This window comes from Microbacterium sp. LMX7-1.2, from assembly GCF_040675935.1.
Lineage (GTDB): Bacteria > Actinomycetota > Actinomycetes > Actinomycetales > Microbacteriaceae > Microbacterium.
Window position 1 is genome coordinate 237,373 of sequence record NZ_JBEGIL010000001.1, and the last position, 14,045, is coordinate 251,417.

Annotated in this window: 18 protein-coding genes; 10 read left to right on the top strand and 8 right to left on the bottom strand. The window is 65.7% G+C overall.

The genetic code is table 11. The features are described 5' to 3' along the window. Nucleotides 1-86: 86 nt before the first annotated feature. Nucleotides 87-368, top strand: a complete 282-nt coding sequence (locus tag MRBLMX7_RS01135; protein ID WP_341936239.1) for an ArsR/SmtB family transcription factor — start codon at nucleotides 87-89, stop codon at nucleotides 366-368. Here MRBLMX7_RS01135 and MRBLMX7_RS01140 read toward each other — a convergent pair. Together MRBLMX7_RS01140 and MRBLMX7_RS01145 are read right to left on the bottom strand one after the other, a co-directional pair. Beyond that, entirely contained in the window at nucleotides 289-1,383 is a 1,095-nt protein-coding gene (locus MRBLMX7_RS01140; RefSeq protein ID WP_363365841.1) for a hypothetical protein, read from the bottom strand. The genes MRBLMX7_RS01135 and MRBLMX7_RS01140 overlap by 80 nt on opposite strands. Before the next feature lie 68 nt (nucleotides 1,384-1,451). After that, a complete protein-coding gene (locus tag MRBLMX7_RS01145) occupies nucleotides 1,452-1,799 on the bottom strand; it encodes an ArsR/SmtB family transcription factor (protein ID WP_341934472.1) in 348 nt (115 codons plus the stop codon). A gap of 80 nt (nucleotides 1,800-1,879) precedes the next feature. Here MRBLMX7_RS01145 and MRBLMX7_RS01150 point away from each other — a divergent pair, with 80 nt between their 5' ends. Further along, complete coding sequence (locus tag MRBLMX7_RS01150) at nucleotides 1,880-3,196, top strand: NAD(P)-binding domain-containing protein (RefSeq protein WP_341934473.1); 1,317 nt, start codon at nucleotides 1,880-1,882, stop codon at nucleotides 3,194-3,196. Between the two features lies 1 nt (nucleotide 3,197). Here MRBLMX7_RS01150 and MRBLMX7_RS01155 read toward each other — a convergent pair whose 3' ends face one another. Beyond that, entirely contained in the window at nucleotides 3,198-3,593 is a 396-nt protein-coding gene (locus tag MRBLMX7_RS01155; protein ID WP_341934474.1) for a low molecular weight phosphatase family protein, read from the bottom strand. A gap of 13 nt (nucleotides 3,594-3,606) precedes the next feature. Beyond that, the gene (locus MRBLMX7_RS01160) at nucleotides 3,607-4,281 is read right to left on the bottom strand and encodes an ArsR family transcriptional regulator (protein ID WP_341936240.1); all 675 of its coding nucleotides are present in this window, start codon (nucleotides 4,279-4,281) and stop codon (nucleotides 3,607-3,609) included. 49 nt (nucleotides 4,282-4,330) lie between these two features. On the opposite strand from MRBLMX7_RS01160, the gene MRBLMX7_RS01165 reads away from it, so the two are divergent. The 8 genes from MRBLMX7_RS01165 to MRBLMX7_RS01200 all read left to right on the top strand — a co-directional run bounded on the left by MRBLMX7_RS01165 (nucleotide 4,331) and on the right by MRBLMX7_RS01200 (nucleotide 11,513). Further along, complete coding sequence (locus MRBLMX7_RS01165) at nucleotides 4,331-5,065, top strand: MIP/aquaporin family protein (protein WP_341934475.1); 735 nt, start codon at nucleotides 4,331-4,333, stop codon at nucleotides 5,063-5,065. Between the two features lie 13 nt (nucleotides 5,066-5,078). Beyond that, on the top strand, nucleotides 5,079-6,449 hold the full coding sequence (locus MRBLMX7_RS01170) for an FAD-dependent oxidoreductase (protein WP_341934476.1): 1,371 nt from the start codon (nucleotides 5,079-5,081) through the stop codon (nucleotides 6,447-6,449). 125 nt (nucleotides 6,450-6,574) lie between these two features. Further along, complete coding sequence (locus MRBLMX7_RS01175; RefSeq protein ID WP_341934477.1) at nucleotides 6,575-6,856, top strand: metal-sensitive transcriptional regulator; 282 nt, start codon at nucleotides 6,575-6,577, stop codon at nucleotides 6,854-6,856. Between the two features lie 28 nt (nucleotides 6,857-6,884). Then, the gene (locus tag MRBLMX7_RS01180; RefSeq protein WP_341934478.1) at nucleotides 6,885-7,205 is read left to right on the top strand and encodes a heavy-metal-associated domain-containing protein; all 321 of its coding nucleotides are present in this window, start codon (nucleotides 6,885-6,887) and stop codon (nucleotides 7,203-7,205) included. 52 nt (nucleotides 7,206-7,257) lie between these two features. Continuing rightward, nucleotides 7,258-9,378, top strand: a complete 2,121-nt coding sequence (locus MRBLMX7_RS01185; protein WP_341934479.1) for a heavy metal translocating P-type ATPase — start codon at nucleotides 7,258-7,260, stop codon at nucleotides 9,376-9,378. Nucleotides 9,379-9,425: 47 nt separating this feature from the next. Further along, nucleotides 9,426-9,866 (top strand): DUF6153 family protein, encoded by a 441-nt coding sequence (locus MRBLMX7_RS01190; RefSeq protein WP_341934480.1) that lies wholly within the window; start codon nucleotides 9,426-9,428, stop codon nucleotides 9,864-9,866. A gap of 83 nt (nucleotides 9,867-9,949) precedes the next feature. Next, entirely contained in the window at nucleotides 9,950-10,546 is a 597-nt protein-coding gene (locus MRBLMX7_RS01195; RefSeq protein ID WP_341934481.1) for a DUF305 domain-containing protein, read from the top strand. A 181-nt stretch (nucleotides 10,547-10,727) separates the two neighbouring features. Next, complete coding sequence (locus MRBLMX7_RS01200; RefSeq protein WP_363365842.1) at nucleotides 10,728-11,513, top strand: WD40/YVTN/BNR-like repeat-containing protein; 786 nt, start codon at nucleotides 10,728-10,730, stop codon at nucleotides 11,511-11,513. Between the two features lie 240 nt (nucleotides 11,514-11,753). On the opposite strand, the gene MRBLMX7_RS01205 is transcribed toward MRBLMX7_RS01200, so the two are convergent. The 4 genes from MRBLMX7_RS01205 to MRBLMX7_RS01220 all read right to left on the bottom strand — a co-directional run bounded on the left by MRBLMX7_RS01205 (nucleotide 11,754) and on the right by MRBLMX7_RS01220 (nucleotide 14,030). Further along, nucleotides 11,754-12,365 carry an HIRAN domain-containing protein gene (locus MRBLMX7_RS01205; protein ID WP_341934483.1) on the bottom strand — a complete coding sequence of 204 codons (612 nt, stop codon included), beginning with the start codon at nucleotides 12,363-12,365 and terminating at the stop codon, nucleotides 11,754-11,756. A gap of 49 nt (nucleotides 12,366-12,414) precedes the next feature. Continuing rightward, complete coding sequence (locus MRBLMX7_RS01210; protein ID WP_341934484.1) at nucleotides 12,415-12,675, bottom strand: hypothetical protein; 261 nt, start codon at nucleotides 12,673-12,675, stop codon at nucleotides 12,415-12,417. Between the two features lie 138 nt (nucleotides 12,676-12,813). After that, nucleotides 12,814-13,206: a hypothetical protein gene (locus tag MRBLMX7_RS01215; protein ID WP_341934485.1), complete on the bottom strand. Its 393-nt coding sequence runs from the start codon at nucleotides 13,204-13,206 to the stop codon at nucleotides 12,814-12,816. Continuing rightward, the gene (locus MRBLMX7_RS01220; protein ID WP_341934486.1) at nucleotides 13,203-14,030 is read right to left on the bottom strand and encodes a metallophosphoesterase family protein; all 828 of its coding nucleotides are present in this window, start codon (nucleotides 14,028-14,030) and stop codon (nucleotides 13,203-13,205) included. Before MRBLMX7_RS01220 ends, MRBLMX7_RS01215 begins: the two co-directional genes overlap by 4 nt. Between the last annotated feature and the right edge of the window lie 15 nt (nucleotides 14,031-14,045).

A 14,045-nucleotide genomic window follows, 5' to 3' on the forward strand; every position in this document is an offset into this window, starting at 1 on the left:
GTAGACTCACTACGGTGACGCGAGACATGCACTTCGATGCGGCGACGATCTTGCCGTCGAGCGCAGCCGTTCGACTGGCGGAAGTCATGCATGGCCTCTCCTCACCGGTGCGGCTGAGAATACTCACCGCGCTGCGACAATCGTCGCTGACCGTCACCCAGCTCTGCGAAGCTGTGGGAGCTGGTCAGACAGCCGTGTCGAACCACTTACGGCTGATGCGTGAGCTCGGCCTCGTGTCAGGAAATCGCGACGGGCGCAACGTCCGCTACGACTTGTACGACGACCACGTCATGGCTCTGCTTGATGGCGTGCTTGGCCACGTGGCGTACCTCCCGACCGGTGTCGAGACCAGTCCACGCGAAAAGTAGCCGGCTTTCTCTCTGGTTGGGGCTGTGCCGTCGCGAGCGACGACAGCTCCAGGCCTATGAGCTCTTGCGCGAACTCGCCGAGAGCACCTAGCGCGAGCGCGACCTCCGAGCTTGAAGGAGGGACGTCGCCATGCACGAGACGACTTCGGACGTCGTACGCATAGCTGAAGAAATCACGCGCCGTTCGATCCAAGAAGGTGCGCGGGTTCAAACGGTCTGCGAGTCGGGCGCTCGCGGATCCGATGCTCTCTTGGTTTAGCGATCCGATCCGACTCTCCAACGACTTCTTGCTGGCAGGTGACAGCGTCTGATCGGCGCGGACTACGGCGGCAAGTCGGCGAAGAGCGATTCGTTCCTCACCAGAAACCTTCTCGGGGACGACCATGGCTTCGGTGGTGGACGTGAGCATGAGAAGGCGGGCGTCATCCGTGGGCATTCGCCAACTGGCCACATATAGGTCGAATGCCAGAGAACCGTGCAGTGAGGCGGTCGCGCAGCGCATCGCGCGCTGGAACGTCGCGCCCACCGCCTGCGCGGGAGTATGAGCGCGAACTGTTGCGCTCAGTCGAGGCACGACGATGTCCTCCGATGTCAGATGCACCATGACCCCCGGGCGAAAGCGGGCAGCGCGAACTCCTGTCGGGAGAGCCTCATTGAGGTCGCGCAGCGCGGTCTCGGACATCCCACCGGATACTTCGCGGGACAAGAAGTCGAAGTAGATCCCTGTGCGTAAAGAAGTGAGCCGCAGCGCCGGAAGAAGTCCATTGGCCCGTTGCTCCGCTATTTCAGCGGTCGGGTAGCCGGATCCGCAAAACGCCACTCTCTCGGCGTCCGCGAGCGGCCCATTCGACTGGAGCCAGATGCTCTCGCTGTTCGACTCTGATAGCGAGAGTCGACTCTCGACAGTGTCCGGATTGCTGTTACCTACATGCAGCGGTACACGGAACGAGTACATGGAGCGAGCGTACCCACTGATGTCGTCGGTCGTGCCTTTCGCCTGCTGCAGATGGATCACTGGCGCTAGCGTGATGAATCGGGCGTTGACTCGGCCGTGGGCGTTCGGCGGGCCACCCGATGGTCAGATCATGACTGCAGCGCTCGGGCGGCACTCTCGAGTGCATCTGGCGCAACCCGGTAGTAGGCCCAGCGCCCGCGCTGTTCCCGGGTGGCGAGTCCCGCGTCGACAAGCAGGCGCATGTGGTGAGAGACGGTGGGCTGTGAGAGACCTACGGGCTCGGTGAGGTCGCAGATGCAGGCCTCCCCGCCTTCCGACGCGGCGATGAGCGACAGCAGACGGAGACGCGTGGGATCCCCGAGTGCCTTGAAGGTTGCTGAGATGCGCTCCGCCTCGGCGACGTCGAGAACGCCGCCGGTCACGCGCGAGCAGCACGCGTCCGCGTCGGTCGCGAGGAGCGGCAGCTGCGTCGTCATACTCCGAGTTTGCCACACGTATTGACATCTGTCGATGTATCGACAAGTCTCGATACGTTAGAAAGAGAGAGGAGCTCGTGATGGATGGGTCGTTGCCCGTTGTTGTTATCGGTGCCGGACCGCAGGGTCTGGCGTCCGCCGCCCATCTCGTGGAACGCGGCGAGGAGGTCGTGATCCTCGAAGCCGGCGAGGGGGTTGCTTCGGCGGTTGCCGAGTGGGGTCATGTGCGACTCTTTTCCGAGTGGGGTGAGCTCGTCGATGCTGCATCCGCTCGTCTCCTCGAGCCGACTGGCTGGGAGGCGCCGCAGTCCGGGTACCCGACGGGAAGCCAGTGGATCGCGGCCTACTTGAAGCCGCTCGCTGACCTTCTGGGCGACCGCGTTCGCTACGGAGCTCGAGTGGTGGGTGTCTCTCGGCGCGGTCGCGACCGCCTGGTCGATGCAGACCGGGGACAGCAGCCGTTCACTGTGCACATCGATTCGGCAGACGGTGAGTATCGCCTGCAGGCGCGCGCGGTCATCGACGCCTCGGGAACCTGGGGCCTTCCGAACCCTGCGGGTGCTGACGGCTTGCCTGCTCTCGGAGAGCGCGCCGCCTCTGGCGCGCTGACCTACCGGATCCCGGACTTCCGCAACACCGCTGAGTTCGCCGGCAAGCACACCGTCGTCATCGGCTCGGGGCACTCGGCCATAACGGCCGTCCTCGCTTTGGCGCGCATGGCGCGTCGCGACCCCGCAACTACGGTCACCTGGGCGCTCCGACGGGCGACCACGGCAAACACCTTCGGCGGTGGCGACGCGGATGAACTGCCGGCGCGTGGCGCGCTGGGGATCAGGGCGAAGGAACTGGTCGATGCGGGTCTCGTCGACCTGGTCACCGGTTTCCGGGTTGACAGCATCTCTACCGACGCGGATCGTGCCGCCATTGTCGCGGAGGATGGGCGGACACTCACCGCAGACCGTGTCGTGGTGCTGACCGGATTCCGTCCGGACCTCTCGTTCCTGTCAGAGCTGCGCCTCGAGCTGGACTCGACGTTGCAGGCCCCGCCGCGGATCGCGGCCGAGGTTGATCCGAACATTCACTCCTGCGGTTCGGTCGCCGCGACCGGGGCCGCAGACCTTGCGCACCCCGAGCCGGGGTTCTACCTGGTCGGGGCGAAGTCCTATGGGCGTGCACCGACGTTCCTTGCGCTCACCGGTTACGAGCAGGTCCGGAGCGTTGTCGCCGAGCTCGTAGGTGACCATGAAGCTGCTCGTCGGGTCGAGCTGGTGCTGCCGGATACGGGCGTCTGCGGAGGGGCTGGTCTGTTCGATGCATCGGGTGCGTCGCTCGGTGGGGCGTGCTGTGCGCCGCCCGCTCAGGTGGTGCAGATCGGGCGAGCCCCGGCGTCCGTCTGACTCAGCGCGCGAGCAGAGTCACGCTGATCTTCGCGGACACCGCTTCGCGCAAGGGCCGGACGGCTTCCACATCCCACGCCTCGGGGTTGGGGAACTCCCACTGGAGAACCTCACCTCGGGGCGTGCCAGGCAGCTGCAGCCCGGGCTTCATCAGCACGACCACATCCGCAGTCTGAAGGTCACCGAAGGTGACCGAACGAGGGACCCGGTCGGTGATGTCCAGTCCCAGCTCCGCGACGGTTGCGGCGACAGCGGAGTTCACGGTCTCCGCAGGCGCGAGGCCCGCAGATGTCGCGGTGAACCGGTCACCGGCGAGGTGCTCGAGAAGTGCGGCGCCGAGCTGAGAGCGACCGGCGTTGTGCTGGCAGACGAACAGGACAGTGGGTGCGGTGGGCATCAGATGATCTCTCTCAACGTGTCAGGGTCAGGCGTGGTGCAAGCTCGCTGACGCGACGCTCGAGCTCGTCGTAAGCGGTATCGAACGCGGCGTCGTCGCCGACTCGCACCGGGTCAGGGATGGACCAGTGCAGGTGACCGCGAGGACTCAGCACCTCGTGCGCGCTGTCGCACACCGTCACGATGAAGTCCGCGTCCGTCGCGACGTCATCGAGATGGCGGGGCATCTCGTCGGTCAGAGTCAGGTCGTGACGCTGTGCAGCGCCGCGCGCACCCGGGGCGACCTGCTCCGCCGGCTGCGTTCCGCCCGACGCGGCTGGAATGGCACTGTGCTGCGCCCACAGAGCCGCGGCCAGTTGCGAGCGCGCGGAGTTCGCGGTGCACACGAACAACACGCGGGACGCCTCATCGACAGGCGACGGCACGAGCCCCTCGAGAGCGCTCGGCGTCAGGTGGAGATAGCTGCGTCGCCTATCCGCTTCCGAGCGGGACCGGCCGACCATGCCGACGGATTCGAGCGTTGCAAGGTGATGCGAGACGAGATTCGACGGCATGTCCAGGGACACGGCGATCTCTTTCGGGGAGAGATCACCCAGAGTCAGCAGGTCGACGATGCGCAGTCGTGACGGGTCACCAAGCGCCGCGTGCTTGGCTGCCCGCACCTGAAGGAGACTTCGTTCACTGTTCATTGACTCAATATTGACTGAACTATCCTCCATGCGTCAAGATGGGCCAGCCATGCACGAAACCACACCCACCCGCCCAGTCCTCAGTCGCCGGCTGCTCGCCGAGTTCCTGGGCACCGGCCTGCTCGTCACGACCGTCGTCGGATCCGGCATTGCCGCCCAGCGCCTCTCTCCCGAGGACACGGGCCTGCAGCTCCTCGAGAACAGCCTGGCCACCACGCTGGGACTAGCGGTGTTCATCCTGATGTTCGGCCCGGTGTCCGGGGCCCACTTCAACCCGGTCGTCACACTCGCCGACTTCGTGCTCGGACGCCGCCACGGCGATGGCATCGCGCCCCGAGATGTCGCTCCCTACCTCGCGGCGCAGATCACCGGCGGAATCGGGGGAACCATGCTCGCGAGCATCATGTTCGACGTCGCGCCGGCGTTCTCTGCGAACAACCGGGCCACTGCCGGTCACCTCATCGGGGAAGTCGTTGCCACCGCAGGGCTCGTCATCCTCATCTTCGCCCTCGCGCGGACCACCACCCCGCCGGTCATCGCCGCCGCTGTCGGCGCGTACATCGGCGCAGCGTACTGGTTCACCAGCTCCACCTCGTTCGCCAACCCCGCTGTCACCATCGCCCGACTCTTCACCGACACGTTCGCCGGCATTGCTCCCGTTGCCGTGCTGCCCTTCATCGGAGCCCAGCTCGTCGGCGGCGCCCTCGGGCTCGCCCTCGTCTCCTACCTCTACCCACGAGTGGCCCGGGTCGCCGGCGACGTCGTCATCCCCGCTCACTCCTGAAAGGCCCACCACAATGCACCTCGTAGCCATCGGCGGAAGCGACGCCGGCATCTCCACCGCCCTCCGCGCCCGTGAACTGGATCCATCCGTCGACGTCACCGTCGTCGTCGCCGACGCCTTCCCCAACTTCTCCATCTGCGGGATCCCGTACTACTTCTCCCGCGAAGTCCAGCCCTGGCAGTCGCTCGCGCACCGCACACACGCCGACCTCGAAGCCACCGGCATGAACCTCCGCCTGAACACCCTCGCCACCGACATCGACGTCGCCGGACACCGACTCCACGTGCGCGACGAACACGGCACCGAATCGACCATCGCCTACGACGCGCTGATGGTCGGAACAGGCGCATCGCCGTCAACCGCAGGCATCACGGGACTCGACCAGCTCGGACCCGACGACGGTGTCCACCTCCTGCACTCCATGGGGGACACCTTCGCGCTCGAGCAGTACCTCGACAGTCACGATCCGGAGACCGCCATCATCGTCGGCGCTGGCTACGTCGGCCTCGAGATGGCCGAAGCCCTCACCATCCGAGGCCTGCACGTGACCCAGCTCCAACGCGGCCCGGAAGTCCTCTCCACCGTCGACCCCGAACTCGGCGCCCTCGTCCACGACGAACTCACCCGCCACGGGGTCGACGTCATCACCAACACTCGAATCGAAGCCATCAGTCGCGACGACCATGGCATCGTCGTCACAGGAGCCCATGCCGGTGAGGCGTTCAGCCGCACGGCCGACGTTGTGCTCGTCGTGGTCGGCGTGCGCCCCAACACCAGCCTCCTCACCGCCGCGGGTGCCACGACCGGCCCCGGTGGCGCCGTCTCGGTCGATGAACAGATGCGCACCGGACTCCCGAACGTCTGGGCTGCCGGCGACGGCGTCGTCACCCACCACCGGCTCCTCGGGACGACGTACCTCCCGCTCGGCACTACAGCGCACAAGCAAGGCCGCGTCGCCGGAGAGAACGCCATCGGCGGCAACGCCCGCTTCGCCGGCAGCCTCGGCACCCAGGTGGTCAAGATCTTTGACCTCGTCGCCGCACGCACCGGCCTCCGCGACCACGAGGCTCTCGCCGCCGGCTTCACGCCGGTCTCCGTCACTGCCACACCCGACGACCACAAGGCGTACTACCCGGGCGCAACCCCCATCAACATCCGCATCACCGGCGACGAAGACGGCCGCCTTCTCGGCGCACAGCTGGTCGGCCAGCGCACTGCAGAGATCGCCAAGCGCGTCGACACTTACGCCACCGCGCTGTATCACGAGATGACCGTCGCCCAGATCAGCGACCTCGACCTCTCCTACACGCCACCGCTCGGATCCCCGTGGGACGCCGTGCAGATGGCCGCTCAGTCGTGGGAGCGCCAGAACCAACCTGCCTGAGCAGACAGCTCCCGATGGAGGTAGCTGTTGGCGGCGAGGTGTTCTGCACGCCAAGCTGCATCTAACCGGGGCGCCGAATAACCCGATGCTGCCCCTAATATACCCCCAGGGGGTATAGTAGGGGCATGAACGGATATGCGTACGACAAGTCCGCGTTGCAACAGCGCCTGCGGCGGGTGGAGGGTCAGGTGCGCGGAATCGCGCGGATGGTCGACGAGGACCAGTACTGCATCGACATCCTCACGCAGGTGTCCGCCGCGACGAAGGCCCTGGAAACCGTAGCCCTGTCGTTGCTCGGAGATCACCTCAGGCACTGCGTCGCAGAAGCCAGCGCCGAAGGCGGCCAGGTGGCCGTCGAGAAGATCCGTGAAGCCAACGAAGCGATTGCCCGTCTCGTCCGTTCCTGACCCCCACCCATCGACCCTGGAGCTCATCATGACTGACCGAATCGAACTCAGCCTGAAGGACGCCACCGCCGGATGCGCCTGCTGTGCCGCACCCGGAAACCAGAACACCGACCTGCCTGCGGCATCCGCGGTTACGCAGGAGATCCTGGTGGACGGCATGACCTGCTCGCACTGCGTCTCCAGTGTCACCGAAGAGCTGACTGCCATTGAGGGCGTCGACAGCATCACGGTCGCCCTAAACGCGGGTGGAACGTCGCGCGTGACCATCAACAGCCGCACCGACATCGACGACGACGCCATCACGGCCGCGGTCGAAGAAGCGGGCTACGCCCTTTCGACCCCAAACTGAGCCCGCACACCCTCACATATTCGTCACGCGTCAGAAGTCAAGGAGGCTCGCCATGAGCCAGCACGACCACACAGAGATGCACCACAACGCGTCTCACACCACCACCGAGACGACAGACCACGGTCACGACCACCACAGCCACAACGGGCACGCCGAAAGCGACGCTCACAGCGGTCACGCCGGGCATGGGGGCCACAGCGGGCATGGCGACCACGTCGGGCAGTTCCGGCGCCTGTTCTGGATCATGCTCATGCTCGCCATCCCCGTGGTGGGCTTCTCTATGATGTTCTCGATGCTGCTCGGCTACGCGTTGCCTGACGCGGCGTGGGTGATGTGGGTGTCACCGATCCTCGGAACAGTCATGTACGTCTGGGGCGGGGCACCGTTCCTGACCGGTGCGGTGAGCGAGCTCCGGGCTCGCAAGCCCGGGATGATGCTGCTCATCGCGCTGGCCATTACCGTGGCGTTCCTCGCATCCTGGGGAGCGAGTGTCGGACTGCTGCACCATGAGCTGGACTTCTGGTGGGAGCTGGCGCTCCTCATCGTCATTATGCTGCTCGGCCACTGGATCGAGATGCGCTCTCTCGCGCAAACGACATCCGCGTTGGACTCGCTCGCAGCCTTGCTGCCCGATGAGGCGGAGAAGGTCGACGGCGAGGGGACTGTCACAGTCGCTCCGGCCGATCTGCAGGTGGGTGACGTGGTCGTCGTCCGTCCGGGTGGCCGGGTTCCCGCTGACGGCCGGATCGTGCAGGGCTCGGCGAGCATGGACGAGTCGATGATTACCGGGGAGTCGCATCCGGTGCGTCGCGCCGATGGCGACCTGGTCATCGCCGGGACGGTTGCCACGGATTCCGGACTGCGGGTGGAGATCACCGCCGTCGGGCAAGACACCGCTCTAGCCGGGATCCAGAAGCTCGTCACGGAGGCTCAGAGCTCGTCGTCTCGCGCGCAGCGTCTCGCCGACCGCGCCGCCGGCTGGCTGTTCTGGTTCGCCCTCGGCGCCGGAGTCATCACAGCCCTCGTGTGGACGCTCGTCGGCCTGCCGGATCAGGCCGTGATCCGCACCATCACCGTGCTCGTCATCGCCTGCCCGCACGCGCTGGGACTCGCCATCCCGCTGGTCGTGTCTATTGCGACCGAGCGCGCCGCCCGCGGCGGTGTCCTGGTGAAGGATCGCCTCGCGCTGGAGAGCATGCGGACAGTCGACACCGTTTTGTTCGATAAGACCGGCACGCTCACCAAGGGAAGTCCGGCCGTCACCGCCATCGAGCCCGCGGGCGATATGTCGCCGGACGAACTGCTCGCACTGGCGGCCGCGGCCGAGGCGGACTCTGAGCACCCGCTGGCTCGCGCCATCGTCGCCACCGCGAAGGAGAAGAATCTCATCGTCCCGAGCTCGAAAGACTTCGAGTCCTCGCCAGCTGTCGGTGTCCGCGCACGGGTGAACGCACGCACGATCCAGGTGGGCGGTCCGTACCTGCTCGAGCAGGAGAACGCGTCCGAGTTGGCGGTGGCCGACGAGTGGCGCCGGGAGGGTGCCATCATTCTCCATGTTCTCGTGGACGGGGCGGTGGTCGGTGCGTTCAGGCTGGCGGACGAGATCCGGTCTGAGTCCCGCCAGGCTGTCAAGGCTTTGCACGACCGCGACGTGCAGGTGGTCATGATTACGGGGGATGCGGAGGCCGTCGCCGCGTCTGTGGCCGCAGATCTGGGTATCGACCGGTTCTTCGCGGGCGTCCGGCCGGAGGACAAGGCGTCGAAGGTGAAGGAGCTGCAGTCCGAGGGGCGGAAGGTCGCGATGGTCGGCGATGGCGTGAATGACGCCCCGGCGCTGGCCCAGGCCGATGTCGGAATCGCCATCGGCGCAGGTACCGATGTTGCCATCGCGTCGGCGGGAGTCATCCTCGCCAGCGACGATCCGCGGTCGGTGCTGTCGGTCATCGAGTTATCCCGGGCGAGCTACCGGAAGATGAAACAGAACCTGTGGTGGGCTGCCGGCTACAACCTCATCTCGGTTCCGCTCGCCGCCGGTGTTCTCGCACCCGTCGGGTTCGTGCTGCCGATGTCGGTCGGAGCGGTGCTGATGTCTCTGTCGACCATCGTCGTTGCTCTGAACGCGCAGCTGCTGCGCCGGTTGAATCTCGCTCCGGACGCGGTCCTGAAGAACTAGTCGCACCCGAGGCCGCGACGTACGCTGGATGGAAGGGAGGCGGACGGATGCTGACGACACTCGCGCGACGCGTGCACCAGCGGCGTTCGCTCACCCGCAGCGTGGTCACCGTGGTCGCAGTCGCCCTTGGTGTCATCTTCGGATTGCTGGCGATGCACTCGATGAACACGCATGCCATGCCCTCCGGGCACAGCAATGACGTCGCCGTCGCCAGCGTCGCCGAGACGCATCACGAGCACACCGCCCCCGCAGCATCCTTACCGACGGACGATTACACAGGATGCGTCGGCTGCTCCGAAAACCACGGGACGACCTGGATGGCGTGCGTTCTCGCGCTCCTGGTCGCAGTTGTGCTGCTGGCACGCCCCGGCGCATGGCGGCACTCACTGTGGCAGCCACGCACCCCGCCCCGCTCGTCGTGGGCGCGACCGACGGTGCACCCACTCCGCCCACCCTCTCTCACCGTTCTCTGCATCAGCCGTAAGTGAGCAGTGCTGCGCCCGCGCTTCGCGGGCACAGCACTCATCCAGCGCCTCCGCTGGGCACCACAACCGACTCTTGGAGAACCACCATGAAGAACCGTCCTTTGGCGACCGCCGCCATCACCCTCACTGCACTGCTCGCACTCGCCGGCTGCGCCGGCACCAGCTCCGGCGGCGACATGCCGGGCATGAACCACGGCGGCAGCAGCAGCTCCGCCCCCGCATCCGCCGACGCCAACGATGCCGACATCATGTTCGCCAGCATGATGAAGGAACACCACGCGCAGGCCGTTGAGATGTCCGACATGCTGCTCAGCAAGGACGGCGTCGACGAACGCGTCGTCGCTCTCGCAGAGGAGATCAAAGCCGCCCAAGAGCCTGAAATCCAGAAGATGGAGCAGTGGCTCGAAGACTGGCGTGCCGACACCTCGGGTATGGAGAGCATGGATCACGGCGACGGAATGATGTCCGAAGAGGACATGAAGGCCCTCGGCGACGCCACCGGTGCAGACGCCGGCAGTCTGTTCCTCGAGCAGATGATCCAGCACCACCAAGGTGCAGTCGACATGGCTCAAGAGGAAGTCAACAACGGCCAGAACAGCGACGCGATTGCCCTGGCCGAGACCATCATCGACGCGCAGACGACCGAGATCGCCACGATGAAGGAGATCCTCGCAACCCTCTGATCTGTATGAGTGGGGCGCCGGTCATCGGCGCCCCACTCGGCGATCTGTTGCGCACATCATCATGCGAACACTCATTGCAACTCCTCAGGCGGCGTTTCGGCTCCGCGCCGCACGGTCACTCCAGTCGAGGCGTCGGCGACCAACCCGCCGCGCGTGGCTTCCAAGCACCGTCGTCGTCGGATTGACGCTGACTGGATGCGCCGCCACCGCGCAACCAACGACCAGCCACGACCACGCCACTGACCTTGACCATGTCCACGCGATAGTCGCCGACCCCGGTGGCGACGGATTCCTCCTCGGAGCACACGACGGCATCTATCCGACCACTCGCGACGCGGAGGTCGGCGAGAAACTGGCGACCACAGACTTCGACGCCATGGGGCTGACAGTCGTCGACGATGTACTCATCGCCTCCGGCCACCCCGGGCCCAACACCCCGTCCGAACTCGGATCCCCGCACCTCGGAATCATCCGCAGTGACGACGGCGCCCGCTCCTGGTCGCCGGTCACCTTTACCAGCGAGAAAGACTTCCACGTCCTCACAGCGACCCCTGAAGGGACCCTATACGGGATCGCCACGGACTCCATCGAACTGCTGCGCAGTGACGACCGTGGACAAGCCTGGACGCCGGTAGGGGACGGAATCCTCGCATTCAGCCTCGTCGCCGATGCCAGCAATCGTCTGCTGGCATCGACACCCGATGGCGTGCAGATCAGCAGCGACGGCGGCCGCACATTCGCCCCACTCGCCGGCGCGCCCGCGCTGTACCTGCTCGCAGCGTCTCCCGATGGGCAGAATCTCGTCGGCGTAGGCGCGGGAGAACAGATCTGGACAAGCACGGCATCATCCAAAGACTGGCAGCAAGTGGCAATCACCCACGGGCCTGCACAGGCCGTCGCCATCACAGACGACGCCGCTGTCCTCGTCTTCGATGACAGCGGTCTCAGCCTCATTCCTCGGTCGTAATCCCCTGCGCGGGCAGAGTCGGGCGCGGCCTACGAGCCGCGCCCGGCGAAGCCCCGGCTCCATGAGCCCGGTTCTTGCGAAGGCGGATGCCGGACGTCGTGAACACACTCGCTCGCTGCTCGCGTTTGTAGTGCAGGTCAAGGACGGCACAGGGATGAATTCAACCCGGCCGACGAGCTGACCCGCCTGAATCACTGGTGAGCAGCCGGGACTGCAGCAGACACCGGAGGACCGCCCCGCCTATGTTGGGCGCAATCTCCTCACGAGGTGTTCAAGGACCCGCTGCTCAGCGGCGATTACTTTCGGGGGACGTGCGGAGATGGCATACGCGGACATCTCCTGACCGCTGTCGAGGAGCTTCGCGAGAGAGCGGGCAGCGCCCTTGTTCCAGTACCCGCAGCGGGTCTCGTCTTGATACACCGCGACGGCGTTCGCGTCGAACTCGTTGTCCGGTTCGCGAACGAGGGTGGCAGGACCGATCCGTAGGGTGCCGGGCGCGTGCTCGTCGCCACGGACGCGCACGCTCCAGATCCCGAGACGCCTCAGCACCCGGGACCCAGCATTCACCAGCCGCCCGGTCGACGTCTCTGCCAGCCACCACTCGCCTCTGAACTCCACCACTCGAAGGTTGGGCAATCCATGCTCGTCCAGATGAACAAGCTTCTCAGCCTCATCCGCTGACAGATACGGCGATACGTAGCCGACCGGCGGCCCTCCAGACGCGTAGGTAGACACCGTGATGCCTGAGGCCGTCTCGCGTTGCGAGACGAGAACCGGAGTGGCGGGCGTTCCGGCGCGGCCCGGGCTGACGGCAGGTGGACTCCTACGCCCGAACCAGTCGAGTAGACCCATGGGGTGAGACTAGCCCAGTACAGCTCTCTCTTCCGCGCGTGATGCGTGACTAGTCGTCCGACATGATCTTTCCGTCGTCTTCCATCCACACGCGCTTCCCGAGGCTGATCCGCGTCGCCACGTTGGTGAGATCTGGGTCAGTCACGTCTGCGCCGTTCCCCACCGCTCGCCAGCGACTGCGCAGTGCCGTTTTGACTACCTCGAGGTCCTGGCCGGCATGTTCGGATGAGACTTCATCGAGCACGGCTTTCAGTTTGTTGAGCTGCTCCTGCATCTGTCGGGGAAAATCGGGGTTCATCTGAAAGTCCATGGTGAAGCCTCTCTGCGTGTGCCGACACCATATCGCCACGCCGACCTTGTCTGTCACCGCCCCGCTGCAGTTCAGAGGGATGGAGCTCCCGAGGAAGAGGCGGGGCAACCACGCACGGTGCACAGTCACCCAGGGGCGTCAGGAACTCCACGCCGCTGCAGCATGACGCGCATCACGCAGGACAATGTCCAGTTGACCAGCGCGCAGCTGCTCGATTGCACACGGGGCGTCTTCGCCTGAGTCATCGTCTGCCGCCGCGTTCAGCCATTGCGCCCACGTCCACCGCGAAGACGTCCCCGCGCTCAGCACTTCAAGTACGGCACCTAGGCCGTCGACTACACGCCCGTCCCACACCTGAAACGTCGGATAGAGCAGTGGTCCGTCACTGGCCTCCAACTCAAGTACATGGAGAGATGCCACAGCTTCAACGATGTGGGCCTCATTCCATCCAAGCGCGCGAGCTAACGAAGAAGCGGTGTAGCAGGGGCCGATGATGGCCGCCCACGGATTGTTCCTCGTCTCTTCTGTCATCGCCCCGCCGCCTCCCGGATCTGTCGAAGCGTCGGCGTCTCGATGCGCAGCGTCGTCATGTCGAGGAAGCCGAGGTTGCCCTGTTGCCCGTCCTGCCCAAGGCTTGCCACACGCAGCCCGTCCTCAGTCTGTCCGCCACCGGGCGCGTGCATGTGGCCGTGAATGAGAAGCTCCGGATAGACGATGTTCCAGACCTTCGCCACTCGAGCGCGAGAGGTGGCCGAGTTTGCTCGGGCATCGTCGGGGAATCCGAACGGGTTCGTCCGCAGGATCTCCCGGACTGCGCGCACCGGCGTGCCAGCGGGCGACTCGTGAGTCAGCATCAAGTCCGCGGGTCCTCCCGCAATGGCCGCCGCCACGTGGTCTCGGGTGATCTCCTCGTCCGGCCACCAGCTCACCCCTTCTACCCGCCACGCCCGGTCGACGGACACCGCGCCGCCAAGCGAGAGGACGCTGCGGCCGCCGATAGTCAGGCGTGCGGGCCTTGGCAGAATCCAGGTGATCTCAGAGACCCGGATAGCACAGCCGGGGTGCGCGTTCAGCAGCGGGTTGATCTGGCCCCAGGGCTCGTGATTCCCGAGCGTCACGTAGACGCGCTCGATGCCAGTTCCATCGAGAGCCTCGTCCGTCATGCCGGGATCCATCGCCCAGTCGCCGAGCTGCAGCATGGTGGTAACGTCCGGTGCGAGCGTCTGAACCGCCCTAGCGACGATGTCCAGCCATCGGAAGTCGCCGTGGATGTCGCCGACCACAGCCACGCGCTGGTCAGGTAGGTCGACCGTCGATGCGAGCTCGAGAGCTTTCAGCGTCGGCGGTGTCCTCATGATTCAACACCAGTT